Origin of the sequence: Tautonia rosea (genome assembly GCF_012958305.1) — a bacterium.
Classification (GTDB): domain Bacteria; phylum Planctomycetota; class Planctomycetia; order Isosphaerales; family Isosphaeraceae; genus Tautonia; species Tautonia rosea.
In genome coordinates, this window is the sequence record NZ_JABBYO010000001.1 from 132437 (window position 1) to 158426 (window position 25990).

Genomic DNA, 25990 nt, shown 5'->3' on the forward strand with positions numbered 1-25990 from the left:
CCCGTCCGCAACGATTGCAGCGCGGGTCATCGCCCCGGAAAGTCGCGGGGACCATACCCCAAGCCGTCCAGATCGACAAGCGGAACTTCCCGGGCGGTCGGTTGCATCGGCCCATCCCCCCGGCTAGCCTCGGCATTGCGACCGTTCGGCCTCGGTGTGCGGTGATCGACGCTCGACCTTTGAGTCGCGAGCACCCCCCGAACGCGTCCAATGGTTCCCTGCCCCTTCGCTCAGTCCGCGAACCTCGGAGGATGATTCGATGAATCGCTCGCTGCGTGTGCTGGCGGTGCTGATGCTGTGTTCCCCGGTGTCGATCGAGGCCGGAGAGTTGCCCAGGGTTGCCGGTGTTCCGCTTCAACCCCTCGCGGCTCAGGCCCGCCGGGTCGCCGATGCGTTGGAGGTGATCGGCCGACCGCTGAGCGTTGAGGAGCGTGCCCAGCTCGATCGGGCCTTTACCCGTGCCGATGAATCGGAAGGCTCCGATGCGATTCAGGAGATCCTCGACCCCTATTGCCTCGTCGGTGTCTCGATCAACCCCGAGAGCCGGGTGAAGGCCCAGCAGGGCCCGGCCGATCCGAGCCTGACGCAGCAAGGCTGGCGAGCCTTTCTCATCAAGGTCCACAACGAGGCGGGCGTGACGGCCCCGCTCCGCGTCGCCAGCCCGAACGCCGCGCCGATCTACACCCGATCGACCGCATCGCCCGATCCCAAGCAGACGATCCCTCCCGAGTCGATTCCCGACCGCTGGACCGAGATTGCCATGTTCAACGACCGGCCGATGAACCCGACGCTCTCGGGCCTGTTGCTCGAATACCGAATCATCCAGATTTACAGCCGAGACGCCGGCCCCCGAGAGGCAAAGCTGACCTTCGACGTCGGCCAGGGGACCCAGGATCTTGGCTTCCGCTCCGACGTGGACATCCTGTTCCAGTGCGAGCCGGGCGTGGTTGTCTCGCTCGACATCCAGGACGAGGACGGTACCCCCGTGATGGGCTCCCTCTTGATCCGAGACCCGAGGGGCCGGGTCTATCCGTCTCCGGGCCGTCGGCTTGCCCCCGACTTTTTCTTCCACCCGCAAATCTACCGAAAGTCGGGTGAGTCGGTCATCCTGCCGCCGGGCACCTTCAACGTCGAGTACACCCGAGGGCCGGAGTACCGGGTCAAGTCCCGGCAGATCACCGTCGAGGAAGGGGCGGGCACGCAGACCGAGTCGTTCCGGCTCGAACGCTGGGCGAACCTGGCCGAGAAGGGCTGGTACTCGGGCGACCACCACGTCCACGCCGCTGGCTGTGCCCATTACGAAAGCCCGACCGAAGGGGTTGAGCCCGAGCACATGATGCGCCATATCCTCGGCGAGGACCTGACCGTCGGCTGTGTCCTGAGCTGGGGCCCCTGCTGGTACTACCAGAAGGAGTTCTTCGAAGGAACCATCCACCCGCTTTCAACCTCCGATTATTTGATGCGGTACGATGTGGAAGTTTCCGGCTTCCCCTCGTCGCACTCCGGGCACCTCTGCCTGCTCCGCCTGACCGAAGACGACTACCCGGGCACGACCTTGATTGAGGAGTGGCCGAGCTGGACCTTGCCCGTCTTGCAGTGGGGCAAGGAGCAAGGTGGGGTCGTCGGCTACTCGCACTCGGGATGGGGCTTGCAGACCCAGTCGCTGGAGCTGCCGACCGATGAGATTCCGCCGTTTGATGGCATTGGCGCGAATGAATACATCGTGACCGTGGCCCACGATGCGGTGGACTTCATCTCCAGCGTCGATACGCCGGCCCCGTGGGAGTTGAACATCTGGTATCACACTCTGAACTGCGGCTACCGGGCGAAGATCAGCGGCGAGACCGATTTCCCCTGCATCTACGGCGAGCGGGTCGGCCTGGGGCGGTCGTACGTCAAGATCGACGGAGAACTCGACTTTGATCGGTGGGTCCAGGGGATCAAGGACGGCCGCTCCTATGTCTCCGACGGCCGGAGCCACCTGGTTGATTTCAAGGTGGAGGATGTGGCGGTCGGCGAGAACGGCAGCGAGCTGAAGATTGACGAGGCGGGCCAGGTCCGCGTTTCCGCCTCAGTTTCCGCCCTGCTTGCCCCTGAACCGGACGAGCGAACCGAGGCGATCCGCAACCGACCGTTGAGCCAGCAACCCTACTGGGACGTCGAGCGGACCCGGATCGGCGACTCCCGCCGGGTCCCCGTCGAGGTGGTCGTCAACGGTTATCCGGTCGCTCGGCAGGAGATCGAGGCCGACGGCTCGTTCCAGGACCTGACCTTCGACGTTCCGATCGAGCAGTCAAGCTGGGTGGCCTTAAGGATCTATCCCAGCTCGCATACGAACCCGATCTTCGTCCTGGTGGATGACCAGCCGGTCCGGGCCTCGAAGAAGTCGGCCGAGTGGTGCCTCAAGAGCGTTGATCAGTGCTGGTCGCAGAAGGTCAAGGGGATCCGTCCCGAGGAACGGGCCGAGGCCGAGGCCGCCTACGAGTTCGCCCGGGAGGCCTATCGCAAGATCCTGGCCGAAAGTGAGGCGGAGTGACTGGATTCTCAAAGAGCTTGGTGATGAGGATGTGTCAATGAAATCATCGGGTCGTCCGTCGCTGCTCGTCCTGATCGGCCCCGGCCTGCTGGTCGCGGCCACCGGAGTGGGGGCGGGCGACCTGTTGACAGCAAGCTACGCGGGTTCGAAAGCAGGGATGGCCCTGGTCTGGGCAGTGGTGATCGGTTGCGTCTTCAAGTGGGCCTTGACCGAAGGGCTCGCCCGCTGGCAGATGGCCACGGGCACGACCCTGCTCGAAGGCTGGGCCACGAAGCTCGGCGGCTGGATTCGCTGGGTCTTTCTCGCGTACTTACTGCTGTGGTCGCTGATCACCGGGGGATCGCTGGGCAAGGCCTGCGGCGTGGCCGGGGACGGCCTGTTCCCGCTCGGCGATCGGGCCACGTCGCAGGCGATCTGGACGGTGGTGCATGCCCTGGGTGGTCTGGCCCTGGTCTGGTTCGGTGGATTCAAGACATTTGAGCGGATCATGGCGGTGCTGGTCGCATCGATGTTTCTTTGTGTGATTTTGGCTGCGGCGTTGCTCGGTCCGGACTACGAGGCGATTGGTCGGGGGCTGACCCGCCCGATGATCCGATCGGGGGACCTTCCCTATGCGATTGGGTTGCTCGGCGGGGTGGGCGGGACAGTGACCTTGCTCTCCTATGGGTACTGGATTCGGGAGTCGAACCGATCGGGGCTGGAGGGGGCGAAGCTTTGCCGGATCGACCTGGCCATTGCCTACGCAGCCACTGGCCTCTTTGGGATTGCGATGCTGGTGATCAGCTCTCGGATCACCGTGGACCGTCAGGGGGCCGAGGTGGCCCTGCTGCTGGCCGATCAGCTTCAGGAGGCGGCCGGGCCGGTGGCGCGGTGGGTCTTTCTGGTTGGGTTCTGGGGGGCGGTGTTTTCCAGCTTGCTCGGGGTCTGGCAGAGTGCGCCTTACCTGTTCGCCGACTTCCGGCAGCTCAGCAAGGGGGACACCGATGCCATCGTCGATGTGGACCTCGACCAGACCCGGGCCTATCGTGGGTACCTGATTGCCATCGCGGTGGTTCCATTAGTGTTGGTTAATGTGTCGGTCAGGCATGTGCAACTGGCTCATGCGGTGCTGGGGGCGTTGTTCATGCCGTTGCTGGCGGTAACGCTCCTGATCTTGAACAACCGAGAGGACTGGGTAGGCCGAGGCTTCCGGAACCGTTGGGGGTCGAACCTGCTCTTGATCCTCACGCTGTTGACGTTTGCGGGGATTGGGATTGGCGATCTCCTGAGCCGGTTGGGTAGTGGCGCGGCAGGCCCGTCCTGATCGGGGCTGACCGCGCCTGGCCTTTCGTCAGATCACCCCATGCAGTGGGCCTCCGGGGGCTCCGAGGGAATCAACCTTGCGCTCGGCGTCGGGGTCGTCTTCCAGCGGGGGGGCGTGGTGCGGCTTGATCCGGGCGTCGATGACGAGTGAGCCGCGGCATCCCCAGTGTTTTTGAACGGTCGAAGCTCCGATGCCGTGGATGTCGGCCGCGGGGTTGGAGCGGGTGAAGGTGACCCAGAGGAAGTTCTTGAGGGACTTCGCGGCGAAGTCGCTGTCATCCACAAACACGATGAGCGGGAAGACGTTGATGGGATCGCCCGGCTGGAACGACCAGCAGAAGGCGGCCTGGCTCTGGTCTTCGCCACGGTGGTCGGGGGCGAACGGGGGCGCCTGCAGGGCGAGGACACCCGGAAGGCAAACGCGGGGGTTGCTGAAGCCGTCGGGCAGGTTCAGGTCGCTGGGGATCTCCGTGGGAAGGTCTCTCCGCTTCGGGCCGGCAGCGGCGATGACGACCTTCGACCCCTGGTTGAAGCCGTGGCCGGAGTAGTCGAGAGTGTCCATCGTCGTTTTCGTCTGGAAATGCAGGTCGGTTTCCCAGTTGGCCCGTTCGAGTAGGTGCTGGAGGAAGCGGCCGATGTCGTGGATGTCCAGCTCGGGGTTGTCTTCCTCGGCAATGATCAAGAGATACTTCGCCAGCGACATCTGCCCCTGGCCGAGGATGGCGTTGGCCTGGGTGAGGATTTCCTGCGGTCGACGCTCCTGGGCATAAGGGACGTAGCGCTCGCTGCCGATCGCGAGCAAGAGCGGGTGAACGCCTGCGGCGTCGACCGCGTGCACGGCCTTCACCCCTGGCAAGACGGTCGGGACGAGCGGGCCGGTCAGCTCGTGGATCAACTCGCCGAACGAGGTGTCCTCCTGAGGCGGGCGGCCGACGGAGGTAAAGGGCCAGATGGCTCCGGGACGGTGGTAAACGCGATCGACCTTCATGACCGGGAACTCGTGCACAAGGGCGTAGTAACCCAGGTGGTCGCCGAAGGGGCCTTCGGGCTTCGTCTCGTGGGGGTTGATGGTGCCGCAGATGACGAAGTCGGCCTCGGCGGGCATGGCCAACGGCCAGTCGGGCGGCCGGACCATCCGCACGGCCCGGCCGCCGAGGGCGCCGGCAAAGCTAAGTTCGGGAAGGCCTTCAGGCAGGGGCATGACGGCAGCGACGGTCATGGCGGGAGGGCCGCCGACGAAGATGTTCACGCGGAGCGGCTCCCCCTTCTTGATGGCTGCGGCGTGGTGGATGCCGATACCGCGGTGGATCTGGTAGTGGAGGCCGATCTCGCGGTCGGGCTCGTACGTGTTGCCGGAAAGCTGGACGCGGTACATGCCGAGGTTCGACTTCGCCAGGCCGGGGGTCTCGGGGTGCTCGGTGTAGACCTGCGGCAGAGTGACGAATGCGCCCCCGTCCTTCGGCCAACTGACGAGCTGGGGGAGGCTCGAAACGGTCGTCCGGTGGCTGAGGATCGGACCATATCGCGCTCGACGAGGGAGGAGGTTCAGTCCAGTTTTCGGGACATCGTAGTAGCGCCAGGGACGCTTGAAGCCGTTCGGAGGGCTGACCTTCAGCTCGACGAGGTGGCGGACGGCCTCCAGGGTGTCTCGGAAGATCCAGCGGGTCCGCTCGATCGTGCCGAACAGGTTCCCGACGACAGGGAAGGCACACCCCTTGACCCGTTTGAAGAGCAAGGCCGGCCCCTGGGCCTCGTAGACCCGGCGCTGGATGGCAGCAACCTCCAGGCGAGGATCGACCTCGGTGGTGATCTCGATGAGGTCTCCCTTCGATCTCAGGTCGTCAAGGCAATCGGCGAGCGATCGGTATCCCATGCCAGCGTCTCAGGACTCGTTCGAGAGGTCAGGGCGTGACGGAGGCCGGGCGACCTCCACAGAAGATAGCTTAGTGATCCCGGGCGATTTGGCCATGCTCGGGTGGTTCGGGATGCCAAGGAGCGATGGGGACGGCGCTCGGCTCGCGGCGGACGTGCTCCCGGGCCGGAGTCGTCCGGGAGGGGAAATCGGGAGTTTGCGAGAATCGGACGGCCTAGCGAGTGCGTTCGGGGGGCAGCGAGGGGGCATCGGTGGCCGGTTGCGACGCCGAATCCGAGGGGAAGGAACCCCTTGATGGCGGTTCGGTGCGCCAATTGCCCTGAGGAGACGCAGGAGAGGGGTCGGGTCGTATCTCCAATGAAGGATTCGTGTTCGAGCGATCGGGGTTGTGTTTCGAGGCCGGAGATTGCGGTTCGTTTCGGGAATTAGCCGGGGCGTTCGACGCCGAGGCCGGGCCTGGGGGGTGAGGCGGATCGGGATCGGTTCTTGGCGGGGCGACGTTGGGGAACCCGGCGTGGGTCGGCCCGGTGGGGGCCGCGCGTCGGCGGTGAAATTCGGGGTGGGCTTGGTGCCACACCCGATCCTGATCCTTGCTCCGCTCGACCCGAAGCCGCATCACCTGGTTGATTCCCCGAATCATTTCGGAGAAGGCCTCGCGGCGGTAGCGCTGGCGAAGCTGGCCCTCCTTGCTCGTGTCGATCTGGGCGCTTTGGGCGACGGAGAGGGCTTCGGCCTGGTCGTGATCATGCCAGCGCTGGTCGCGGAGGGCTTCGAGGCGGTCGAGTTCCTCGGCGATGATGGCTCGCAAGGCGATCCGGCCGGAGACGGGGTCCTGGGGAAGCCGAGGGGATTCGGGAACGGGGAATCCGGAACAGAGTCGGGCGAGGTACCAGAGGCGCTGGATGATGGGAGCGGCGTCGGGGCCGGGGGCCTGGGGGACGAGGCCGAACAAGTGCATGGCGCGGGGGAAGTCGTCGCGGTCCCAACCGATCCCCTGCTCCAGTCGGGCGTCGAGCTTCAGCCACTGGCGGATGAGCCACTCGCAGCCGAAGGAGTCGGCCTCCAGGTCGGCCAGGGTGTTGCTCGGGTCGTTCGACAGCCCTTGCGCGACCTTCCGAGTGGCCCGTTGCCGCTGCTTCTCCCAGGCGGCAATGGCCTTGCGGCCCGTGTCCTTCAGGGTTTCCTCCTCGACCTTCCGGCATCGTTCGAGCCGGGCATAGGCGACGGCCGAGGATCGGATGAGCGCTTCCTCCGCCTCCGTGTCCGCGCCGATCTGGGAGACCCAGCGGTCGGCGAACGATTGCATGAGGGCGGCCTCGGCCTCACCGTCGGGCAAGGCGGCGGTCAGGCCGTGCTTTTTCGCATTGAGCCGGCTGCGCCGCCGACCGGCCTCGGTGCGGGTGCCGGAGCGGGAAGAAGGGTTGCGATCGGGTTCGGTCGGGATGGGTGTGGGGCTCATGGTGGGTTGCTCTCATTTCGCTCGATGCGTGTCTGGTTCGATCCTTGGGCGTTCCGGGGCGCGACCTCCTCGGGGCGGCCTCGGGGACGGAAAGACCGATACCGATAGCATCGGGAAAAACGGGAGGCGTAGTCATCGCATCGGGGAAGTCCGATGTCTTGGGTCGCCAATGGCCGTGTCACTTGATGAGCCCCGGATTCCGCTCGCAACGACGCAAGAACCACGGGAAAACCTGTTCGATGCGTGAGGATTCCATGAACCTTCGCTGGGGTTGCCCAGGACGTATTGGTCGCGTTCGATGAAAACACGAAGACGCATGACGCCAACAGCTTATGTGAAGCGGCTCACGGGGAGAAAATACGTCGTACTCTTGACATGGAATCTAGAAATACTGAAGGAACTGATGCGTTCGAGGCTCGCATTCAATACAGAGGCCACCATGAATCAGACAATGATCGCGGCCGTGCTGTCCCTGGCATGTTGTGGCATTGGTGCGGTCGACGAAGAGCAGTCGAAGCTGGCGGAGGGGGCGAAGTCCGTCACTGAGGAGACGGAGGTGATGATGCATCTCCCGATCAAACAGGCAGAAGGTAACAGAGAGTTCCGGGTGGACGAAGGTCATTGGGTCTACGTGACGGCCCAGATCAGCCAAGTGGGTAAAGCAGCCAGGATCGACGGCGAGCTCACGGGAATCAACCGAACGGTGTTTGCGGGGTTCCACGCGGCGGGCATCATCACCCTCTTCGACGATCGAGACAACGTCATCATCAAAATGCTGATTCCCAAGCAGTTGGGTGTGAATGGCACTGCACTGGGCGGGAGTAGTAGGACGGAACCATTCGTCATCGACCTGCCCGAACGTATCGCCATGAGAGTTCGAAGGTTCGAGGTGAAGGGCTTCGCGAGACACCACCCCAATTTTGTCAAAGAAGTGAAAAAAATTGTCGAGGAAGGGCAAAAGGTGTTCGGGGAGAACAATTAACGGCGAGGGCCGTGACCTGGTCGGCCAGCGGGTCCGCGTGGTCGAGACCGAGGCTCACCTGGAAGTCAATTTCGGTCCGCACTGCGTCCGCCATCTCCTCTCCGCCATGCTCTCGGAGCCCACACGCTTGTAGAATGGTGAACAACCGGTGCGTGTGACCCATGTCCCTGCACCGGGTGTGACCCATGTCCCTGCATCGCACACTTGCCAACCGGGGTCGCGGAGCGACGAGAGGCCACGGTGAGACGCCCTAAGCCTCGTGCGGCGACGCCGCCCCGGTTGACGAGCAACCGGGGCCACCCGCGGGGTTGTGATCGGGTTCGGTCGGGATCGGTGCGTGGCTCATGGTGGGTGCTCTCGTTTCGCTCGATGCGTGCCTGGTGTTGAAGTCTGGGCTTCCCGGCGCGCGGCCCCTGGACGCGGAATGGCATCGGAAACGGAAAGCCCGATACCGATAGCATCGGGATAAACGGGAGGCGTAGTCATCGGATCGGGGGAGTCCGATGCGATGGACTGCTGCTGGAAAGAGGGTTTGACAGAGATCGGATTGTGCTTGCATCACCGCAAGGAGCACGAGACAATTTGTTCGATGGCTTGGAATGATCCGAGCGTTCCGTCGTGTTTTTCCCTGAGGTTTCGTTCGCGTTCGTGGATCAAGACGACGAATCGTTCGTCGACTTCAGGTGAGGCGGTGACGTGTTCACTCCTCTGTTCCCAGCATCCCGGAGCCGCCATGTCTTCCACCCGAGCGCGAAAACGATCGTACGTGGTGCCTCGACGGGCCGTGCGCCCCGGCCTCGAAGGGCTTGAGCCGAGGCTGGCCCTGTCTGCGGCCGTGGAGGTCATCGGCGAGACGTTGGTGATTACCGGCACGGAGGGACCCGACCGAATCCTGGTCGGATTCGGAGGCCGGTCGGATGTGCTTCGCGTCGTCATTGATGGGGAGGACCGCGGCCGATTCGGGCCCGTCTCCCAGATCCAGATTGATGCCGGAGCGGGGGACGACATTGTTCTGCTGGGGCAGGGCGTGAGACAGCCCGCGGTGATCCACGGCGGGGCCGGAGCGGATCGGCTCCGGGGTGGGTCGGGCCCGGACCAGACCTTCGGCGGCGACGGCGATGACCTGGTGGTTGGCTCGGCGGGCCGAGATGCGCTGGACGCCGGGGCCGGGCGCGACCGCGTGGTGACGCCTCACCGCATGGGGGCGATCCGCGTCTCGAAGGCGGCCTCGGGGGCGGCGATGCCGCATCTCTTCCGGACCTATACGCCTCAGCCGTTGCGGGCGACGGGCCTCGATGCCACGACCCCGATCGTCATTGGGCCGGCCGACCTGGCCGACCCGAGCGTCGTCGTGCGGCTGAGGGCGACCTACGAGGCCGGGCAGCCCGTCGCCCTGACCCGCGCGACGGACGCCGACGTCGATCGGCTGGGCGAGTTGCTCGGCCACCAGGGGGGAGTGGGATGGGATCCGAGCGTCCCCCACGCCGACCTGGTCGTCTTCCGCAACAGCACCCGCCCGGACGGGGAGGCCCACGAGGCCTCGACGGCGTTTCTGCTGGCGTCGGATCGCCCCCAGACCGCGGCCGCGCGCCGGATCGCCGGGGGGCATATGTTGGAGGCCCTGAGCCAGGCGCTCTCGGCGACGGCCGTTGTGCCCGAGACGTCTCCCGGCGACGGCTCCTCGCAGAACCTCATCCAGATCGCCAAGTCCTCCATGTCTTCGACCGTCGCAACCGACTCGTATGGCAATCAGGTCCAGATCGTCAACACCGTGTGGTCTCTGCGGGCGTTCGAGGACAACGTTGACCTCTATTACGTCCTCCAGGAGGTCGATTTCGCCGTCGGCAACCCGCCGACGATCGACGAATGGGACAACTCGGCTGACACGACCGTCCCGCTCACTCATTCGCCGACCGTCTTCCAGACGAGTCCGGCGACGGTCATGGAGGCCACCACACTCACCGGCGGCGTGAGCGATACGGTCAGCGTGAGTGTCGGGTTCAACACGAGCCAGGGCCTCGACGCGTCCGTGACGAAGAGCACCACGATCTCGAACTCGAAGGCCACCACGGTCCCTCCGGTCGATGTCGTGAATGCCACCGACTTCTCGACGGGCTTTCCCTCGTGGACCTATGCCGTGAACGATCGTCCCAGGATCGGCGAGTCGTACACCGTGTTCAATCAGTGGATCTGGAGCGTGCCGTTCTCGGCCTATACCCAGTTCCAGTTGCAATCGGGCTTGATTCTGCCCAACTCAGCGGCCTTCCAGGTGCTCAACCCGCCGGGCCCGGGCAACGTCGCTGCCCAGCTGGAATCGAAGATCCCCATCCCGTTCGGCAGCACCTTCGCGCTGCAAGACCCCGTGGTGACCGGCCTGACCGCGCCGAACTCGATCCTGGGCGAGCCGGTCGTCTCGGAGGGCGGGACCTTTACGATTCACGGGACGGGATTGTATCCTTCGCTCGTCACCGGAGTGCTGATCGGGGGTGTGCCGCTGGATTCGGAAAACTTCCAGACCGTCAGCGACACTCAGATCAGTGTGATTGCCCCGGACCAGTTCAGCGTGCTGCCCCAGACGGTGGTTGTGCAGACGACGCAGGGCACTTCGAACGACAACGTAACGATCATCATCGACTGACGCTGCCCCAGTTGATTGGGCAACCGGCGTTCTCCGCCGACCCGCGACCCGGGAGGTCGCGGGTCGGACTCAAGTTTTTTCGGAGGGATGAGGAATGGTCAATCCCAGCCGAGGTTGACGGTGACCCGGGGGGAGAGGGAGGAGGAGCCGGTGACGGTGGGGTTCTGGCCGTAGACGTCGTCGTAGTCGAAGCCGTAGGCGAGGCCGTCGAGGCCGTATTCGTGCCAGAACTGGGCGTAGAAGTTGGCGGGGGATTGGGCGTAGAAGGAGGAAGTCTGGGTGAAGGGGGGGACGTTGATCGCGGGGTTGTTGGCCGCGACGTGGCGGGTAAAGCCGGCGACGATCTGGGCCTGGATGGCCTTCTCGATGGCGTTGCCGGTGGCCATGTTGCCGGCGGCGGCGAAAATCTCCCAGGTCTTGGGCTTCTGGATGGTGTAGGACGGCCCTTGGGGGTTGCCCTTGGGGTGAAGGGTCAGGACCTGGGTCTGGGGAGAAACGGTGCCGGTGAAGGTGCCGAGGACGTTCTGGAACTCCCAGGTGGTGGTCTGGAAGGAGGTCCAGACGGTGTAGATATAGGTGTCGAAATAGGTGGGATTGTTCGCCTGGGAATAGATGCCGTGCTTTGGCGCGAGGATGCGGTAGGGGGCCTGGGCCGTTCGCAAGGACTGGAAGGCGGGATCCACGTCCTGAGCGTACTTCTGGAAGAGGGTGGATCGGCTGGTTTCGAGCCCGACGGTCTGGTCGGACTGGCCGGTCTGCGAGAGGGTGAGCGTCAAGGGGACGCCGAACTGGTCGACCTGGGTGGTGTTACCATTAAACCCGGAATTCATGGTGGAGAACTCGATCCAGTCAACGTACAGGTTGAGGTTCGGGTCGGTCGGGTTGCCGAAGTCGGGCCCGGCGAACCCGATGTTGCCGGCGGCGTCGGGGGTGACCTTCAGATAGAGGGGACTGCCCATGCCGATCCAGAGCCGAGCGCCCTGGAGCTGGTAGGGAACGTCCCAGCCGGAGGCGAACTGGTCGATCGTATGGAAATAGTTCGAGTAGTCGATGGAGTTCTTCGTGATGTGCCCCGGCGCGGTGTTGTCGCCGAGTGCCATCGCGGTGGTGGAGCCACTCGGATCGACCCGGACGAACGTTCCGGAGGCGTTCTGAGCGGTGATGGCGACGTGGATCGACGCATTGGTGTAGGCGGGTGTGCCGTGGGGATCGCGGCCGGGAGCGGTGAGATTGTCGAAGCGGAAGGTCACGAAGGGGGTGGCCTCGGCACCCTGATTGCGCAGGGCCATCAGGCCCGTTCGCAGGAGTTGAGTGCGGGTGGCGGCGGAGGTGGCCTGGGAGGCGCCGGGGCTGAGTTGAGATCGGAAGGCGTCGGCGGCCTGCAGGAAGTCCTCGGGATCGACGTCGAAATCGCCGGAGATGTCGCCGGCGAGGCCGACCGAAACGATGAAGGCCCCGGTTGATTCGCCCCGGCCGGCAACGGAGAGGGAGAAGTTTCCCGGCCGAAGGGCCACGAAGGCTGTGATGGTCTCTCCGGATCGAATCTGGTGGGGGACGACCGCAGGGCCGGAGCCTCGGCGAATCTGGACCTGGCCGGGGATCAAGGGGCTGTCATCGAGCGGTTTGACCTCGATCTGGTAGACGATCCGATCGGAAGGGCCGGGATCGACCCGATCGGTGCCGAGCGGTAAGGGGACCGAGGAACGCTGCTGGGGAGCCTCGATCGCTCCAAATCGGTGGAAAAGGGCGGGGACGGTACTGAGCAAGGTGCGGGCTTCGAGGGCCTCGCAGGAGGGGTTGGGACGCAACGACAACGGGTTCCGACGGCGGTGGTTCGGCATGGGTGGTTTCCGTGAGGACTCGGTGCGTTGCTTCAGAAGCGGTCGGTGATCGTGGTCAGACCTATTGTGGGAACGGATAGAACCGGAATGGGTGTCTGTCAACGCGGAAGCGGATTGGGAGCGAGTTCAACCGGTGATCGTGGACAAAAAGGGCCGATCGTCTATATCATCCGGTGGTGAATGACTGTTCCAGGTTCCGCCCTGCTCGAACGAATGTTGACGGACAGAAACGACGTGGCCACTCAGACCGATCCGGAAGCGGTGTCTGCCCCTGAAATTGACAAGTCGGGGCATCGAGTACGCTCGATGTTCGCGTCGATCGCGGGGAAGTACGACCTGCTGAATCACCTGTTGAGCCTGAACATCGACACGCTCTGGAGGCGGTTTACCGTCAAGATGGTGCCGCCGGAACCGGGGGTGCCGGTGCTCGATTGCTGCACGGGGACGGCGGACCTGGCGCTGGCGTACGACAAGGCGGCGGAGGGGAAAACACCGGTCGTGGGGTCGGATTTTTGCCGGGAAATGCTGCTGATCGGGAACGTGAAGGCGAAGAAGCGAGGGGCCGAGGAGCGGGTGACACTCATTGAAGGAGACACCCAGCGGTTGCCGTTCCCGAGCGATGGATTCGGCGTGGTGACGGTGGCGTTTGGGCTCAGGAACGTGAGCGATACGTCCAAAGGGCTAGATGAGATGATCCGGGTCGCGAGGCCGGGGGGGAAGGTGGCGATCCTGGAGTTTTCGAGGCCGAGGGGGCCGGTGCTGGGGCGGGCGTATCTGACCTTCTTCAAGCATATTCTGCCGAAGGTGGGGCAGACGATCGCGCCGAATCAGTACAACGCGTACAAATATCTTCCTGAAACAGTGATGCAGTTCCCCGACGGTCAGGAGATGCTCGATTTGATGGCGTCGCGGGGGTTGACCGAGACGGTGCAGCATCCGTTGACGTTCGGGATCGCGACCCTTTACGTGGGGACGAAGCCGGCGGCGGGAGCGGAGTCGTGAGCCGGTCGGGGGAGCCCTTGCCGATCGTGCTGGCGATCACGGGGGCGAGCGGGGCGCCGTATGCGGTGAGGTTGCTCCAGGTGCTCTGCGGATCGGGATTGACGGTCCATCTGACGATCAGTTCGAGCGGTGCCCATGTGATGAGGGAGGAGATGGGGATCGCGCCGGGGCAATCGGTGTCGCGGTTCGATCCGGGAGTGTTTGGCGATCTTGGGCCGGGGCGGGTGGTGTATCATCATCATGCGGACTTCACGGCGGGGATTGCGAGCGGATCGTTTCCGACGGGGGGAATGGTGGTTTGCCCGTGCAGCATGAGTACGCTGGCGTCGATTGCGCATGGAGTGACGACGAACCTGATCACGAGGGCGGCGGATGTTCACTTGAAGGAGCGTCGGAAGCTGATCCTGGTGCCGAGGGAGACCCCCTTGAACCTAATCCACCTGGAAAACATGACCGCGGTGACGCGGGCGGGCGGGGTGGTCTTGCCGGCGATGCCGGGGTGGTATCATCAACCGAGCTCGCTCGATGATCTGGTGAACTTCGTGGTGGGGCGGATTTGCGATCAGCTCGGCGTGGGGAACGACCTGATCCGGCGCTGGGGATACGGCAAACCGCCGGCGGAACTTGAAGGCTGATCGGACCCGAAGACTCATGACCACCGACGCGCGACCGACCGGCTTCCTGGGGAAGCTGGGCGAGATTCTGGGGATGATCCGGTTCAGCCACACGCTGTTCGCGCTGCCATTCGCCCTGCTGGGGGGGGCGATGGCGGCGCTCGACCCGTCGGCGGGGGCGCAGGCGGGGCCGAAGGAATGGATCGGGATCCTTCTGTGCATGGTGACGGCGCGGTCGGCGGCGATGGCATTTAACCGGCTGGTTGATCGGCAGATCGACGCGAGGAACCCGAGGACGGCGACGAGGCATCTGCCGAGCGGGAGGCTCTCGGTGCGAGCGGTCGCGGCGTTCACGATCGTGAACGCGGCACTGTTCATCGGGGCGACGGCGTTGTTTTTGCCGCAGAATCCGTGGCCGATCGTGCTGTCGGTGCCGGTCCTGGTGTGGTTGCTCGGGTACTCGTATGCGAAGCGGTTCACGAGCCTGGCGCACTACTGGCTGGGGGCCGCGCTGGCGATGGCGCCGATTGCGGCGTGGATCGCAATTCGGGGGGACCTGGCCTGGCCGCCGGTGCTACTGGGGATCGCGGTGCTGTGCTGGGTGGGCGGGTTCGACATCATTTATGCGTGCCAGGACGCGAGTTTTGATCGGTCGAGCGGGTTGAAGAGCATCCCGTCGCGATTGGGGATCGCGGGGGCCTTGCGGCTGGCGTCGGCGAGTCATGCGGCGATGGTGGCGGCGCTGGTGGGGCTCGGGCTGAGCATGCCGGCGTTCGGGATGATCTACTGGGTGGGCGTGGCGGTGGTGGCGGTCTTGCTGGTGTATGAGCATTCGATTGTGCGTCCCGACGATCTGGGAAGGGTGAATGTGGCGTTCTTCCAGGTGAATATCGGGATTAGCCTGGGGTTGCTCGTCGTCGGGGTGGTGGATCTGTTGGTCTGAGATTCGCCGGAGGAAGGCCGGCATGATTGTCCTCAAGGGCGGTACCGACGCAGCTTCGATGGTTCTGTTCGACCCGGAGGTCCTTCCCGAGGGGTATGACGATGCAGCCGACCCCATGGATGAGATCGAGCGGCTGGATGGGGAAGGCCGGCTCATCTGGGTGAATACCGCGGCCGATGGCGGTTACAGTCTTGGTCTCTGCATTGACGGTGTCTTGCCCGAAGGACTCGCCCCCCATGCCGGGGCCTCGGAATCCTGCGGCGGCGGGATCGAGGTGCGGGGCGGGGAACTGATCTTCGCGGGGATCGAGTACGCTTTTCGTCGCGACGATGCGTTGATCCGCAAGTATCCTCATATGGGAGAACGTTGCAAAGTTCCTTCGGGGGTTTACGCGATCGCGCTGTACGAGATGGACTACCCCGAAGGATTCCACGAGGACCGACTCGCGGAACGGCTCTCGGAGGTTCAACGGTTCCAGCATTCCTTGATGAACACGCTCACCCCGATCGGGTGTCTGGGGGCGCTTGTGGCCGTGGGATTGATGGCGAGCCTGGTCGTTGTCGGGGCGAGTCTCGGGAAGGTTGCGGCGCTCGCGGTGGCGGTTGCGCTGATCACCCCGGCGTTGATCCTGAGTCGGCTTCGGCCGTACCGCGAGGCTCGGCAGGTTCAGCGGGAGGTCGAGCGTTTGTATCCGGACTACGTCGCGACGCTGGAGCGGATCGGACGCTGAGCCTGGTGGGGTCCGGCATCGGTCCGTGATAGAATCGGGACTCATGCGAACCCAAGAGGCGCCGAAGCCGTGGGAAGCCCTCGCATGCTCGACCCGGAGCCGCGATCATGAGCGCACTACAGCCCCACGTGGGGATTCGAATGGGGATCCTTTTCCCCCTGCTTCTCGGCCTGGCCCCGACGCGATCGGGGGCGCAGGACGATCGGCATCCGCCGAGTGCCGAACAGCTTGCCGAGATCTGGGAGAAGACCGCGGCGCTGGCCGAGCGGCTCGATCGGCTGGCCGAAGTGCTGACTCCCGAACAGCGAGCGCTGGGAGATGCCCTGGCGGATGTGGCTGTCTTTCACAAGGCGGCGGAGTGGATCGTCCGTCACGAAGAGTTTTTCGAGAAGGATTCGGCGAAGTGGACGATTGAGGCGCTCGATCGGGGGCTGGAACGGGCGGAGCAGGCGATCGGGGGGGAGCGGCCCTGGGAGTCGGCGGCGGGGGGAGTGGTGCGGGGGTATCGGTCGCTGGTGGATGGGTCGGTGCAGCCGTATGCGGTGTATCGACCGGAGGGCCTGGATCGGTCGCAGCGGGTGCGGCTTGATGTGGTGTTGCACGGAAGGAACGCGCGATTGAATGAAGTGAGGTTCATCCGGGATCACGACGGGAAGGACGCTCCGGAGGGGTTGGGCGATCGGATCGTGTTGCACGTGTACGGCCGGGGGAACAACGCGTATCGGTGGGCCGGTGAGACGGACGTGTTCGAGGCGATCGACGCAGTACGGCGGACCGAGCGGATCGACCCGGAGCGGATTGTCTTGCGAGGGTTCTCGATGGGAGGGGCCGGGGCCTGGCATCTGGGCTTGCACCACCCGAGTACCTGGGCGGCCGTCGAAGCGGGGGCCGGGTTCAGCGAGACGATCAACTATGCCAAGCAGAACGATCTCCCTGATTATCAGCGCAAAGGGTTGCATATTTACGATGCTGTCGATTATGCGCTGAACGCGTTCAACGTGCCGATGGTCGGCTACGGGGGAGAGGAAGACCCGCAGCTTCAGGCCTCGGAGAACCTTGTGCAGGCGTTAAACGATCTGGGCTTCACGACCACGACCGAAGGGCTGGAAACGCGGGCCGAGGGGATCAATTTCCTTCGGATTGTTGGCGAAGGGATGGGGCACCGGGTCGATCCGGCGAGCAAGGCGGCCATCGACGCATTTCTCGATGAGCATGCGCGACGAGGAGTCGATTACGCCGCGAGCCGTGTCCGGTTCGTCACCTATTCGACGCGGTACAATCGGGCAGCGTGGCTTCAGGTGGAGGAATTGCTCGACCATTACCAGCGGGCCACGGTCGATGCGGAGGTGGACCCCAAGGTCCGAGAGGTGGCTGAGATCACGACCGAGAACGTGGCGGTGCTGGCGGTTGAGCGGCAGGTGGCGGAGAAGGTCCGGATCGACGGGGTGACGCTGCCTTTAGCCGACGGCGGGGGCAACCTCTTACCGCATACGTACTATCGGCGGGAGGGGGAGACCTGGATCGTGCTCGATTATGAGCAGTCGCGTGCCGTGCAGTTGAATCTTCGGACGCGAAAACATCCAGGCCTTCAAGGGCCGATTGACGATGCCTTTATGGGGCCGTTTCTCTGCGTTCGAGGGACGGGAACGCCCTGGAATCCGACCGTCCACCAGTGGGCCGAGGCACGGCTCGCTCGCTTTGCTGCGGACTGGAACCAATGGATGCGGGGTGAGTTGCCGATCAAGGATGATACGGAGGTGACCGCCGACGACTTCAAGAATTCTCACCTGATCCTGTTCGGCGATCCCGGTTCGAATCGCGTGATCGGGCAGCTCTTGCCCGAGCTACCGGTATCGTGGACGCGCGAGCGGGTTGGGTTTGTGGAGCCGAACTCGGCGGCCGACCATGTTCCAGCGTTGATCGTCCCCAATCCGGTGAGCCTGACGCGGTATGTTGTGCTCAACAGCGGGCACACGTTTGGGGAGGATGCATTCCGAGGGACCAATGCCCTGCTCTTCCCGAGGCTCGGCGATCATGCCGTGTTTCGGATTTCTGACGATGGGGAGGAGGTGGTGTCGTCGGGATTCTTTGATGAGGCGTGGAGGGTGAAGGAAAAGTTAAAGTGAAAATGTGTACGTTTATCGATTTCCTCGATTCTGGCCTTCGGGCCCCGCTGGAGGGGAGAGGGTTGAGAACCGGCTCAATGTCCCGGGAAACGGGGGGAGAGGGTTGAGATCCGGTTCAAATTCTCACGCGGGTGGGGGGGAGGGTCGGCGGAGAGCTGGGCGCGAGCCGGGCGTCTGAGGGGAGTGGACGGTCTCTGCGTCAATGAAGAAGGCCGATGTCCGGGGGAGGAACCCTCGGGCATCGGCCTGTTTAGGGGATCGAGGCGAGATCGGGGGATCAGCGAACGACGCCGGCGAGGGCGGGGACGTCAATGTGCTCGCCGGGCCACCAGCGGGCGCCGTCGCGCTCGATGCGGTGGTAGAGGGTATCGCGTTCGATGGGGACGCGACCGGCCTCGACGATCAGGCGGCGGATCTCGTCGATGGTCATTTCTTCGGGAGTCTCGGCACCGGCTTCGTGGTAGATTTTTTCGTGCACGACGGTGCCGTCGAGGTCGTCGGCCCCGAAGGAGAGGGCGACCTGGGCGGTCTTGATGCCGAGCATGATCCAGTAGGCCTTGATGTGCGGGAAGTTGTCGAGCATCAGGCGGCTGATGGCCATCGTCTTCAGGTCCATCACGCCCGACGGCTTCGGGATGTCGTCCATCCGGGAGTTATCGGGATGGAAGGCGAGCGGGATGAAGGTCTGGAAGCCGCCGGTTTCGTCCTGAAGCTCGCGGAGGCGGATCATGTGGTCGATCCGGTGCTCGGGGCGTTCAATGTGCCCGTAGAGCATGGTGGCATTTGAGTGCAAGCCGAGCTCGTGGGCGGTGCGATGGACGTCGAGCCAGGTTTCGGTCGAAGCCTTCGCGCCGCAAATCTGGTCGCGGACCTCGGGGTGGAAGATCTCAGCACCGCCGCCGGGAAGGCTGCCGAGTCCGGCGTCGAGCAAGCGCTGAAGGATGTCGCGGAGGTTCGAGCCGCGCTCGATCTTGCGGAACCACTCGTATTCGACGGCGGTGTACGCCTTGACATGAATCTCGGGGGCGGCTTCCTTCACCCAGCGGACGACATCGACGTAATACTGGAAGGGGAGCTTGTGGTGCAGGCCGCCGACGATGTGCAGCTCGGTTGCGCCTCGGGCGTGGGCCTGTTCGGCCCGTTCCTTGATCTCGGATTCACCCATGGTGTAAGCGCGATCCTCGTTCAGGTCGGCGCGGAAGGCGCAGAAATCGCACTTGTAGACGCAGACGTTGGTCGGATTGATATGGGTGTTGACGTTGTAGTAGGCGAAGTTGCCGTTGTAACGCTCGCGGACGAGATTGGCCATTTCGCCGAGCGCGAACAGGTCGTTGGTGGCGTAGAGGGCCAGACCGTCGTCAAAGCTCAGACGCTGGCCAGCTTCCACCTTCTCGCGAATCTCCAGCAATCGAGGGTCGTCGGTCGCCATGCGTGGGGTCCAAGTTGGAGGAGGGTCGTCCCGGAAGACTCGGTTTCGTCTGTAAGTTTAGTCGGAATTGAACGGACCATCAAGGCACGGTTCGAGCGAGGGACGGGGAGGAGAATCGCGCGCAGAGACGCAAAAGACGCAGAGAGGAGAGGACGGGAGAGGAGGCGGACCAAGGACGAAGATCGGGGGAGTGCGAGGCCCCATCCTACGGGGAGAGGACGGCGGAGGCCTGGATTTCGCGATCGGTCCGCTCGAGGAGGCCGCAGGAGACGAGGGCGCGAATATGCTTGCAGCCGGCAGGGTCGAGACCGTCGCGTCGATAGATGAAGTCGGGACAGTCGCAGACCAGGCCGTCTCGGGTTTGAGAAACGCTGTAGGACGCCCCGTCGGGCTTGGTCAACTGGAAGGCCCGGCGAGCGAGGATCGGGTCGGTCACGATCGGCCGAACGTGGTAGGGGAAGCGGTCGATTGTGAGGTAGAGCTGAAACGTCCGTCCCTTCGGAGCAACGGGGGTGGGGGAAACCCGCGACGCGGTCATCGCTTGCGACATCACGTTCTCCTCGATCGTCTCGCGTCAGGCCCAAGGTTGCGCAGGATGTACACCTGTATTGTATGCGAGCCAAATGGGGTTGCAAGTTCGTTGTGGCCCGGAAATTCGATTGAATTGACAGGGGAAGCCGGACCGCTAGAATCGTCTCCGAACTGACGGTTTGGAATGTGACGCCGCGGGCCGAGCATGCCCGAGCGTTCCAGGAGGGGAATGGGCCGGGTCGAGCGTGGGAAGCGATCGGCTCTTTGCGACCGTGTGGCCAGGAGGATGCCCGATGGGCCGAGTCCGAGTGGGTGTCCCGGGTCTTCGGCTCGTGGTGCGGATGGCAGCGTTGATGGGTGTGATCGTGACGATCGCCTCTGCGGCGCAGGAGCAAATCGAGCCGGTCGATCCGAGCGATCCCGTGGCCGAGGTGGTGGTGGACCGCCTGACCGAGCCACCGATCGGGGCCGATACGGAGCAAGCGGACGCGGCCGAGCCGCAGACCGCCCCGGTGGGGACATCGAGCGTGCTGGCGTTGCTTCGCACCGTCAACCCGATGCTCATTCCGCTGGTGCTGTGCTCGATCGCCACCCTGGGCTACACCCTGGAACGGGTGGTGGCCTTGCGGCGGGCTCGGGTGATTCCAAAGGATTTTGTCGAGCGTTTTCTAGATCGGCTCTCCTCAGGGAAGCTCGACCGTGACCGTGCCGCCGAGTTGTGCCGGGCGCACGAGAGCCCGGTGGCCCGGATCTTTGGTCATGCGATTCGCTACTGGGGGCAGCCGGCCACGGCGATCCGCCAGGCGGTGGAGGCGGATGCGGCGTCGGAGATCGCCGACATGAAGCGCAACGTGCGGGTCCTCAACGGTACGGCGACGCTGGCCCCGCTGCTCGGGTTGCTGGGCACGGTGGTCGGCCTGATCGAGGCGTTCGATGCGCTGGGAGGCCCGGCGGTTCAGGATGCCTCGCGCGGCCAGGCGCTGGCGAACGGGATTAGCCTGGCCCTGGTGGCGACGGCGTTTGGACTGGCCATCGCGATCGTTTCGGTGATTGCGTATTACGCCCTCTTGAATCGGATTGATCGGCTGGTACGGGAGCTAGACGAGCAGGTTCGGCGGGTGATTGAACTGGTGTCTGCCGAGACGTGGGTCGGGACCGATCGTCGGAGCATGCCCGGGATGACCGCCGCCGAGCGGGGTCGGCCGGAATCGCGTCTCTCGTGACCGGATCGCCACCGTCGGGAGGGCGAACAGGAACCTCAGAGGCACGTTCCGCTCTCAATCACTCTGCCGGAAATGGAGGACAGGCACCTCGAAGTCTCGGAGCCAGCCCCCATTTCCTGACTCGCCGCCCGCAAACGAGAAGCACTCGAGCCGACCTGTCGCGAGATTCGTTCCAACCTTACGATGATCCGAGGCTGAGACGGAGCCGAGGCCCCTCATGCTGGGTGATGGACAGAACACAGAGGAGATGCCGTTTATCAACATGACGCCCATGGTCGACGTCATCCTCTGTCTCTTGATCTTCTTCATGGTCGCCTCGCGGCTGTACGATTGGGACGACCTGCAATTCAAGGTGAAGGTGCCGGAGGTCGGCAACGCCTCTCCCCTGACCGCGGCGCCGGAGGATCTGAGGCTAACGGTGATTGAGCCGGGCCGGGTAGCCGTGGGGGCCGAGGAATACGACCTGGAGGCGCTCCGGGAGTTGCTCGAAGCGGCTCGGGAGAACTACGAGGAGCAAGGGGTGCAGATCCGAGGGGACGCGACCCTGAGCTTTCAGGACCTGGCGGATGTGCTGTCGGCGTGCGACGCGGCGGGGATTGGGAACGTCTCGCTGCTGGTTCGTCCGAGGCCGCAATCGCCTTCCTCGGACGCGGTGAACTGAGTGGAATCGGAAAGGTCCCGGGATTGAGGGGACTTGATCTGATGGCGAGCGATGCCGGGGGGGAACGTTCTGCTCCTGGATCGGCCGAACGATTTCAAAGGTCTTCGAGGAGTCTTGCCCGCACATGGCATCGCACGACGTCTCTGCCCCCATGGCCGCGGAAGCCGCGCAACCGGTTTCCAAGTGGGCCTTGCATCGACGGTTGTACAACTGGGTTCTGAGCTGGGCGGAAACCCGCTACGGGTTGCCGGTCTTGATGGCGATCTCGTTCATTGAGAGCAGTGTGTTCCCGATTCCGCCGGATGTCTTGCTCATCCCGTTGGTGCTTGCCGCCACCACGCGATGGGTGCGGCTGGCGTTCTGGTGCACGGTCGCCTCGGTGCTCGGCGGGATGTTCGGGTACGCCATCGGCTATGCGGCCTGGGAGACGGTCGGGACCTGGATTGTCGAGAACCTGGCGCATGTGGAGCTGACGACGGTCGACGGGCGCGATGATATTGCGATGCCGGGTTATCTGATCAAGTCGATCGGGGCCGAGCGGCTGGGCGGGGAGTACCTGTTCCAGGTGTACGACCACTGGAACGCCTGGATCGTGTTCATCTTCGGGCTGACCCCCCTGCCCTACAAGCTGGTGACCGTGACGGCCGGGGTGGCGCAGGTGAACCTGATCGTCTTCACGATTGCCTCGATCGCCTCGCGAGGCTTGCGGTTCTTCGTGGTCGCCTGGATCATCAAGACGTGGGGCCCTCCGGCCCGCGTGTTCGTGGAGAAGTACTTCAACCTGCTGGCGGTGCTGTTCACGTTGCTGCTGGTTGGCGGCTTCGCGGTGTTGAAGTTCGTCCTTTGATCAGATGAGCGGACGGTCGAGGGTGCGGTGGTTGGCCCGTCACGTAGACGGGCCGGGGCCGCGCCCGGCCAGCCGAGCGAGGCGTTCCACCCGAATCTATCATCGGCGTGAGGTTTTTTTCTGAGCCTTCCGGCGTTCCTTGCCGAACTTTGCGGCGGAGACGAACCAGAAGGGGGCGATCACCACGCAGACGATCATGGCGGTGGCCGACCCGAGCTGCTGGGCACGCTGTTCCTTTTGACGGTTCGAGAGCGAGGCGCCGTCAAGCCAGGTAACGGCCGCCAGACCGACGATGACCGCGAGGACCAGGGCGGCTCCCGTGACGATGAGCGGGAGTTTGAAGTGACGCATCATCAGCACCGTTCCCGAGGGGAGGTGAATCGGGACCAACACGGAGACGAGGACAGTACTCTCGCACGAGTGTGGTCATGCATCAAGAGGAATCAAGCACGGGCAACGATGCCGATCAGAGCAGGCCCAGTTGTGAGGCCCCGAGGTATCCGCCGGCGAAGATGAGGCCGAGCATCGAGATCCAGAGCAGGATGTCCCAGAGTTTCCCGGCGGTCACGCGGGGGTCGGTTCTCCGGTAGCGGAGGAAGACGGCGGCGGCGGCGATCAGGGGTAAGGTGATCGCCTGCATCAAGCCGCCGAGGGTGACCATGCGCACCGGACTGCCGAGGCCCATGTAGAGCAAGAGGCCGAAGATCGGCAGGGCCACGCAGAAGAATCGGACCCACTTGCGGCGATATTCGTCCGAGTCCTTCGGATAGTAGCCGCAGACGCGGAGGAAGTCGGCCAGCAGGCGGCCGGTTCCTGCTGTAGCGGCAAAGAGGGTCGAATACAGGACGGCGATCGCTCCCAGGACGAGGAACCACTTGGCTGCGGTCGGGCCGAGGGCCGGCTCGTACATTTGCACGAGGGTGAGGATCATCTCATCGACGCGGTCGGGCAGGCCGTCGGCCTCGGTCTGGTCGTGCAGGACGGCCGCGCCGAGCAGGAAAAAGGCGACGGTGGCGACGGTGTAGACGACCATGCTGATCCAGGCGTCGAGCTGCAGGACACGCATCCAGCCTCGGGCGCGGTGGAGCCAGGCAGCCGAATCTTCGCGGGGACCGGTCGATCGGGCGTAGCCCTTCTCCATGCACCAGTAGGGGTAGCTGAGCAGTTCGGTGGCGCCGACCCCGGTGATGCCGAACATGGCCAGTGCGGCCATGATGATGGTCCTATCGGTCGGGAGGCGGAACGAGAGCCCCTCGGCAAGCTGTTCCCAGCGGATCGCCACGTCGGAGGGCAAGAGGATGACACAAAGCACGGTCATGAGGGTGAAGACGGCGACGAAGGCGGTCATCGTCCGCTCGACCAGGCGGTAGCTACCGGTCCAGAGCATGGCGGCGGTCAGGGCGGTGACGAGGACCCCCCAGAACAGCTCGGGACGCTCGTTCATGCCGAGCGCCCCGCCGAGCAGGAGCGTGACGCGCGGCAGGATCATCGAGGCGGCCTGGCCGATCCCGGCGATCATCGCGCCGATCTGCAACTGCGTGACCAGCAACATCACCGCGCACCACCAGACAAGCAAGGCTCCCGGCCCCGGCAAGGACCGGAAGCCGGAGAAGGTCGTCTGGCCGCTGGAGACGGCGTAGCGTCCCAGCTCAACCTGAACGAAGACCTTGATAAAGCAACTGATGATGACCAGCCAGAGGAGAACGAACCCGGCCTTTGCTCCGGCGTGGGTGGTGGCGATCAGCTCGCCGGTGCCGACGATTGCTGCGGCGAGGATCAGGCCGGGGCCGATCTGCCGGAAGGCCTTCGCGAGGGTCTCGGGTGGTTCCTGGATCTGGTCGACCTGACCGAGACGAGGGTCTTCGGCTCCTGAGGCCGTGGGGGTCGTGCGGCTCATGGGCTCGGCCAGTCGGGGGAGAGCGGATCGGGGAGAGGAGGGTTCCGTCGCGAGGGTCATCGTAAGGGCCTCGCGACGCCCTCGCAACCGCCCAGCCCGGTCGAGCTCATCCGGCGATCGGATCGGACTGCCGCTGGCGATCGCGTCGTGATCGGGGACGGATCGACACATGAGGAACGGGGATCGTTGACGGAGTGGCGAGGATCTCGTCGATCAGGGTCATGATCCGATCGCGGAAGACGTCGGGTGCGAGGGCCTCGGCCTTGCGGCGGGCAAGGAGGGAGTCGTGCGGTCGTCCGGCGGTCTCGAAGGCCTCAATGGCTTGTGAAAGCGGTCTGGTGCCCGGCTCGTCGTAAAGCCAGCCGACGCGGTGATCGACCGTTTCGGCCACGCCGCCGCGATTCAGGGCGATGACCGGGGCACCACAGGCGAGGGCCTCGGCCGGGACGATGCCGAAGTCTTCCTCGCCGGGAAAGAGCAAGGCGCGGCAGCGTTGGTAGTGGTCTCGGATGACCTCATCGGATTGCCAGCCGAGGAACCGGACCGAAGGCCCGGCCAGTGATTCCAGGCGAGCGCGTTCGGGGCCGGAGCCGATCACGACCAGCGGCCGACCCGTCGCCGAGCAAGCGGCCACGGCGTGATCGAGCTTCTTGTACGGCACCAGGGCTGAGACGCAGAGATACGGGCCGTCGCGCGGGGTGGTTGGGTCGGGGGTGTAGAAGTTGGTATCGACGGGAGGGGGGATCACCCGGCTGTCTCGTCCGTAGCAGCGGGCGATTCGTTGGCGAACGGTTTCGGAGATGGCGACAAACTGGGTGACACCGCGGGCGGTGGCCCGGTCCCAGGCACGAAGGCGGTCGAGGGCCGCCCCGGCGAGCGCCTTGCGGACCGGCTTGCCGGTCCAGCCGTCAAGGTAGGCCGCTCGGCCGTCCCAGGCGTAGCGCATGGGGGTGAAGCAGTAGCAGAGGTGCGGCACTCCGGGAGGGACCCGAACCGACTTCGCCACGCAATGGCTGAGGCTGATGACCACGTCCACCCCCTCGGGCTGCCACGATCGCGCAGCCATCGGCATCACGGGGAGGAGATGGCGATAATGCCGCAACACCCCCGGGATTCGCTGCAAGGGAGACGTGCGGATGGTCATGGCCTCGATCGCCGGGCTCATCTGGCCGCGATCGTGGATGAGGGTGAACAGCGGGGCGTCAGGGAAAGCCCGGCAAAGGATCTCCAGACACTTCTCACCGCCCCTCATGCCGGTCAGCCAGTCGTGGACGAGGGCCGCGCGGACCTTCCGCGATGGTTGCCCGAGCCGTGAGGCTATCGTTGGAATGTGCGGGCCCGCCTCCATGCCGGCCT

At 64.5% G+C, this 25990-nt stretch carries 20 protein-coding genes; 12 read left to right on the forward strand and 8 right to left on the reverse strand.

The window, feature by feature from the left end; translation table 11 throughout:
* Positions 1–259 precede the first annotated feature (259 nt).
* Both HG800_RS00530 and HG800_RS00535 read left to right on the forward strand, forming a co-directional pair.
* A complete protein-coding gene (locus HG800_RS00530) occupies positions 260–2536 on the forward strand; it encodes a CehA/McbA family metallohydrolase (protein ID WP_169972674.1) in 2277 nt (758 codons plus the stop codon).
* 37 nt (positions 2537–2573) lie between these two features.
* Positions 2574–3839 carry an Nramp family divalent metal transporter gene (locus HG800_RS00535; protein WP_206352068.1) on the forward strand — a complete coding sequence of 422 codons (1266 nt, stop codon included), beginning with the start codon at positions 2574–2576 and terminating at the stop codon, positions 3837–3839.
* Between the two features lie 27 nt (positions 3840–3866).
* Here HG800_RS00535 and HG800_RS00540 read toward each other — a convergent pair whose 3' ends face one another.
* Positions 3867–5711 (reverse strand): UbiD family decarboxylase, encoded by a 1845-nt coding sequence (locus tag HG800_RS00540; RefSeq protein ID WP_169972675.1) that lies wholly within the window; start codon positions 5709–5711, stop codon positions 3867–3869.
* 214 nt (positions 5712–5925) lie between these two features.
* Complete coding sequence (locus HG800_RS00545) at positions 5926–7170, reverse strand: hypothetical protein (RefSeq protein ID WP_169972676.1); 1245 nt, start codon at positions 7168–7170, stop codon at positions 5926–5928.
* Positions 7171–7486: 316 nt separating this feature from the next.
* On the opposite strand from HG800_RS00545, the gene HG800_RS00550 reads away from it, so the two are divergent.
* Together HG800_RS00550 and HG800_RS00555 are read left to right on the forward strand one after the other, a co-directional pair.
* Positions 7487–8152: a hypothetical protein gene (locus HG800_RS00550; protein WP_169972677.1), complete on the forward strand. Its 666-nt coding sequence runs from the start codon at positions 7487–7489 to the stop codon at positions 8150–8152.
* Positions 8153–8885: 733 nt separating this feature from the next.
* A complete protein-coding gene (locus tag HG800_RS00555; protein ID WP_169972678.1) occupies positions 8886–10790 on the forward strand; it encodes a calcium-binding protein in 1905 nt (634 codons plus the stop codon).
* 98 nt (positions 10791–10888) lie between these two features.
* On the opposite strand, the gene HG800_RS00560 is transcribed toward HG800_RS00555, so the two are convergent.
* Entirely contained in the window at positions 10889–12631 is a 1743-nt protein-coding gene (locus HG800_RS00560; RefSeq protein ID WP_169972679.1) for a glycoside hydrolase family 64 protein, read from the reverse strand.
* Between the two features lie 234 nt (positions 12632–12865).
* On the opposite strand from HG800_RS00560, the gene ubiE reads away from it, so the two are divergent.
* From ubiE to HG800_RS00585, 5 genes are all read left to right on the forward strand, one after another.
* Positions 12866–13633, forward strand: coding sequence for a bifunctional demethylmenaquinone methyltransferase/2-methoxy-6-polyprenyl-1,4-benzoquinol methylase UbiE (ubiE, locus tag HG800_RS00565; RefSeq protein WP_315851942.1), 768 nt, complete (start codon positions 12866–12868; stop codon positions 13631–13633).
* Positions 13630–14268 carry a UbiX family flavin prenyltransferase gene (locus HG800_RS00570; protein WP_169972681.1) on the forward strand — a complete coding sequence of 213 codons (639 nt, stop codon included), beginning with the start codon at positions 13630–13632 and terminating at the stop codon, positions 14266–14268. Before ubiE ends, HG800_RS00570 begins: the two co-directional genes overlap by 4 nt.
* 16 nt (positions 14269–14284) lie before the next feature.
* Complete coding sequence (locus HG800_RS00575; protein WP_169972682.1) at positions 14285–15190, forward strand: UbiA-like polyprenyltransferase; 906 nt, start codon at positions 14285–14287, stop codon at positions 15188–15190.
* A gap of 22 nt (positions 15191–15212) precedes the next feature.
* Positions 15213–15920 carry a hypothetical protein gene (locus HG800_RS00580; protein WP_169972683.1) on the forward strand — a complete coding sequence of 236 codons (708 nt, stop codon included), beginning with the start codon at positions 15213–15215 and terminating at the stop codon, positions 15918–15920.
* A gap of 107 nt (positions 15921–16027) precedes the next feature.
* The gene (locus tag HG800_RS00585) at positions 16028–18046 is read left to right on the forward strand and encodes a prolyl oligopeptidase family serine peptidase (RefSeq protein WP_169972684.1); all 2019 of its coding nucleotides are present in this window, start codon (positions 16028–16030) and stop codon (positions 18044–18046) included.
* 277 nt (positions 18047–18323) lie between these two features.
* Here the strand turns inward: HG800_RS00585 and mqnE are convergent, their stop codons facing one another.
* Both mqnE and HG800_RS00595 read right to left on the reverse strand, forming a co-directional pair.
* Positions 18324–19475, reverse strand: a complete 1152-nt coding sequence (gene mqnE / locus HG800_RS00590) for an aminofutalosine synthase MqnE (protein WP_169972685.1) — start codon at positions 19473–19475, stop codon at positions 18324–18326.
* Between the two features lie 205 nt (positions 19476–19680).
* Entirely contained in the window at positions 19681–20025 is a 345-nt protein-coding gene (locus tag HG800_RS00595; RefSeq protein ID WP_235963168.1) for a hypothetical protein, read from the reverse strand.
* Positions 20026–20299: 274 nt separating this feature from the next.
* On the opposite strand from HG800_RS00595, the gene HG800_RS00600 reads away from it, so the two are divergent.
* From HG800_RS00600 to HG800_RS00610, 3 genes are all read left to right on the forward strand, one after another.
* Positions 20300–21229, forward strand: coding sequence for a MotA/TolQ/ExbB proton channel family protein (locus tag HG800_RS00600; RefSeq protein WP_169972686.1), 930 nt, complete (start codon positions 20300–20302; stop codon positions 21227–21229).
* A 217-nt stretch (positions 21230–21446) separates the two neighbouring features.
* Positions 21447–21890, forward strand: coding sequence for an ExbD/TolR family protein (locus HG800_RS00605; protein WP_169972687.1), 444 nt, complete (start codon positions 21447–21449; stop codon positions 21888–21890).
* A 124-nt stretch (positions 21891–22014) separates the two neighbouring features.
* Positions 22015–22737 (forward strand): YqaA family protein, encoded by a 723-nt coding sequence (locus tag HG800_RS00610; protein ID WP_206352069.1) that lies wholly within the window; start codon positions 22015–22017, stop codon positions 22735–22737.
* Between the two features lie 99 nt (positions 22738–22836).
* Here the strand turns inward: HG800_RS00610 and HG800_RS00615 are convergent, their stop codons facing one another.
* From HG800_RS00615 to HG800_RS00625, 3 genes are all read right to left on the reverse strand, one after another.
* Positions 22837–23091 (reverse strand): hypothetical protein, encoded by a 255-nt coding sequence (locus tag HG800_RS00615; RefSeq protein WP_169972688.1) that lies wholly within the window; start codon positions 23089–23091, stop codon positions 22837–22839.
* A 112-nt stretch (positions 23092–23203) separates the two neighbouring features.
* Positions 23204–24805 carry an Nramp family divalent metal transporter gene (locus HG800_RS00620; protein WP_169972689.1) on the reverse strand — a complete coding sequence of 534 codons (1602 nt, stop codon included), beginning with the start codon at positions 24803–24805 and terminating at the stop codon, positions 23204–23206.
* Positions 24741–25982, reverse strand: a complete 1242-nt coding sequence (locus HG800_RS00625; protein ID WP_169972690.1) for a glycosyltransferase — start codon at positions 25980–25982, stop codon at positions 24741–24743. Before HG800_RS00625 ends, HG800_RS00620 begins: the two co-directional genes overlap by 65 nt.
* Positions 25983–25990: the final 8 nt, after the last annotated feature.

Coding starts and splice junctions, on each gene's coding strand:
- HG800_RS00530 (WP_169972674.1), top strand. CDS start 260: ATGAATCGCTCGCTGCGTGTGCTGGCGGTGCTGATGCTGTGTTCCCCG.
- HG800_RS00535 (WP_206352068.1), top strand. CDS start 2,574: ATGAAATCATCGGGTCGTCCGTCGCTGCTCGTCCTGATCGGCCCCGGC.
- HG800_RS00540 (WP_169972675.1), bottom strand. CDS start 5,711: ATGGGATACCGATCGCTCGCCGATTGCCTTGACGACCTGAGATCGAAG.
- HG800_RS00545 (WP_169972676.1), bottom strand. CDS start 7,170: ATGAGCCCCACACCCATCCCGACCGAACCCGATCGCAACCCTTCTTCC.
- HG800_RS00550 (WP_169972677.1), top strand. CDS start 7,487: ATGACGCCAACAGCTTATGTGAAGCGGCTCACGGGGAGAAAATACGTC.
- HG800_RS00555 (WP_169972678.1), top strand. CDS start 8,886: ATGTCTTCCACCCGAGCGCGAAAACGATCGTACGTGGTGCCTCGACGG.
- HG800_RS00560 (WP_169972679.1), bottom strand. CDS start 12,631: ATGCCGAACCACCGCCGTCGGAACCCGTTGTCGTTGCGTCCCAACCCC.
- HG800_RS00575 (WP_169972682.1), top strand. CDS start 14,285: ATGACCACCGACGCGCGACCGACCGGCTTCCTGGGGAAGCTGGGCGAG.
- HG800_RS00580 (WP_169972683.1), top strand. CDS start 15,213: ATGATTGTCCTCAAGGGCGGTACCGACGCAGCTTCGATGGTTCTGTTC.
- HG800_RS00585 (WP_169972684.1), top strand. CDS start 16,028: ATGAGCGCACTACAGCCCCACGTGGGGATTCGAATGGGGATCCTTTTC.
- mqnE (WP_169972685.1), bottom strand. CDS start 19,475: ATGGCGACCGACGACCCTCGATTGCTGGAGATTCGCGAGAAGGTGGAA.
- HG800_RS00595 (WP_235963168.1), bottom strand. CDS start 20,025: ATGTCGCAAGCGATGACCGCGTCGCGGGTTTCCCCCACCCCCGTTGCT.
- HG800_RS00600 (WP_169972686.1), top strand. CDS start 20,300: ATGGGCCGAGTCCGAGTGGGTGTCCCGGGTCTTCGGCTCGTGGTGCGG.
- HG800_RS00605 (WP_169972687.1), top strand. CDS start 21,447: ATGCTGGGTGATGGACAGAACACAGAGGAGATGCCGTTTATCAACATG.
- HG800_RS00610 (WP_206352069.1), top strand. CDS start 22,015: ATGGCATCGCACGACGTCTCTGCCCCCATGGCCGCGGAAGCCGCGCAA.
- HG800_RS00615 (WP_169972688.1), bottom strand. CDS start 23,091: ATGATGCGTCACTTCAAACTCCCGCTCATCGTCACGGGAGCCGCCCTG.
- HG800_RS00620 (WP_169972689.1), bottom strand. CDS start 24,805: ATGTGTCGATCCGTCCCCGATCACGACGCGATCGCCAGCGGCAGTCCG.
- HG800_RS00625 (WP_169972690.1), bottom strand. CDS start 25,982: ATGGAGGCGGGCCCGCACATTCCAACGATAGCCTCACGGCTCGGGCAA.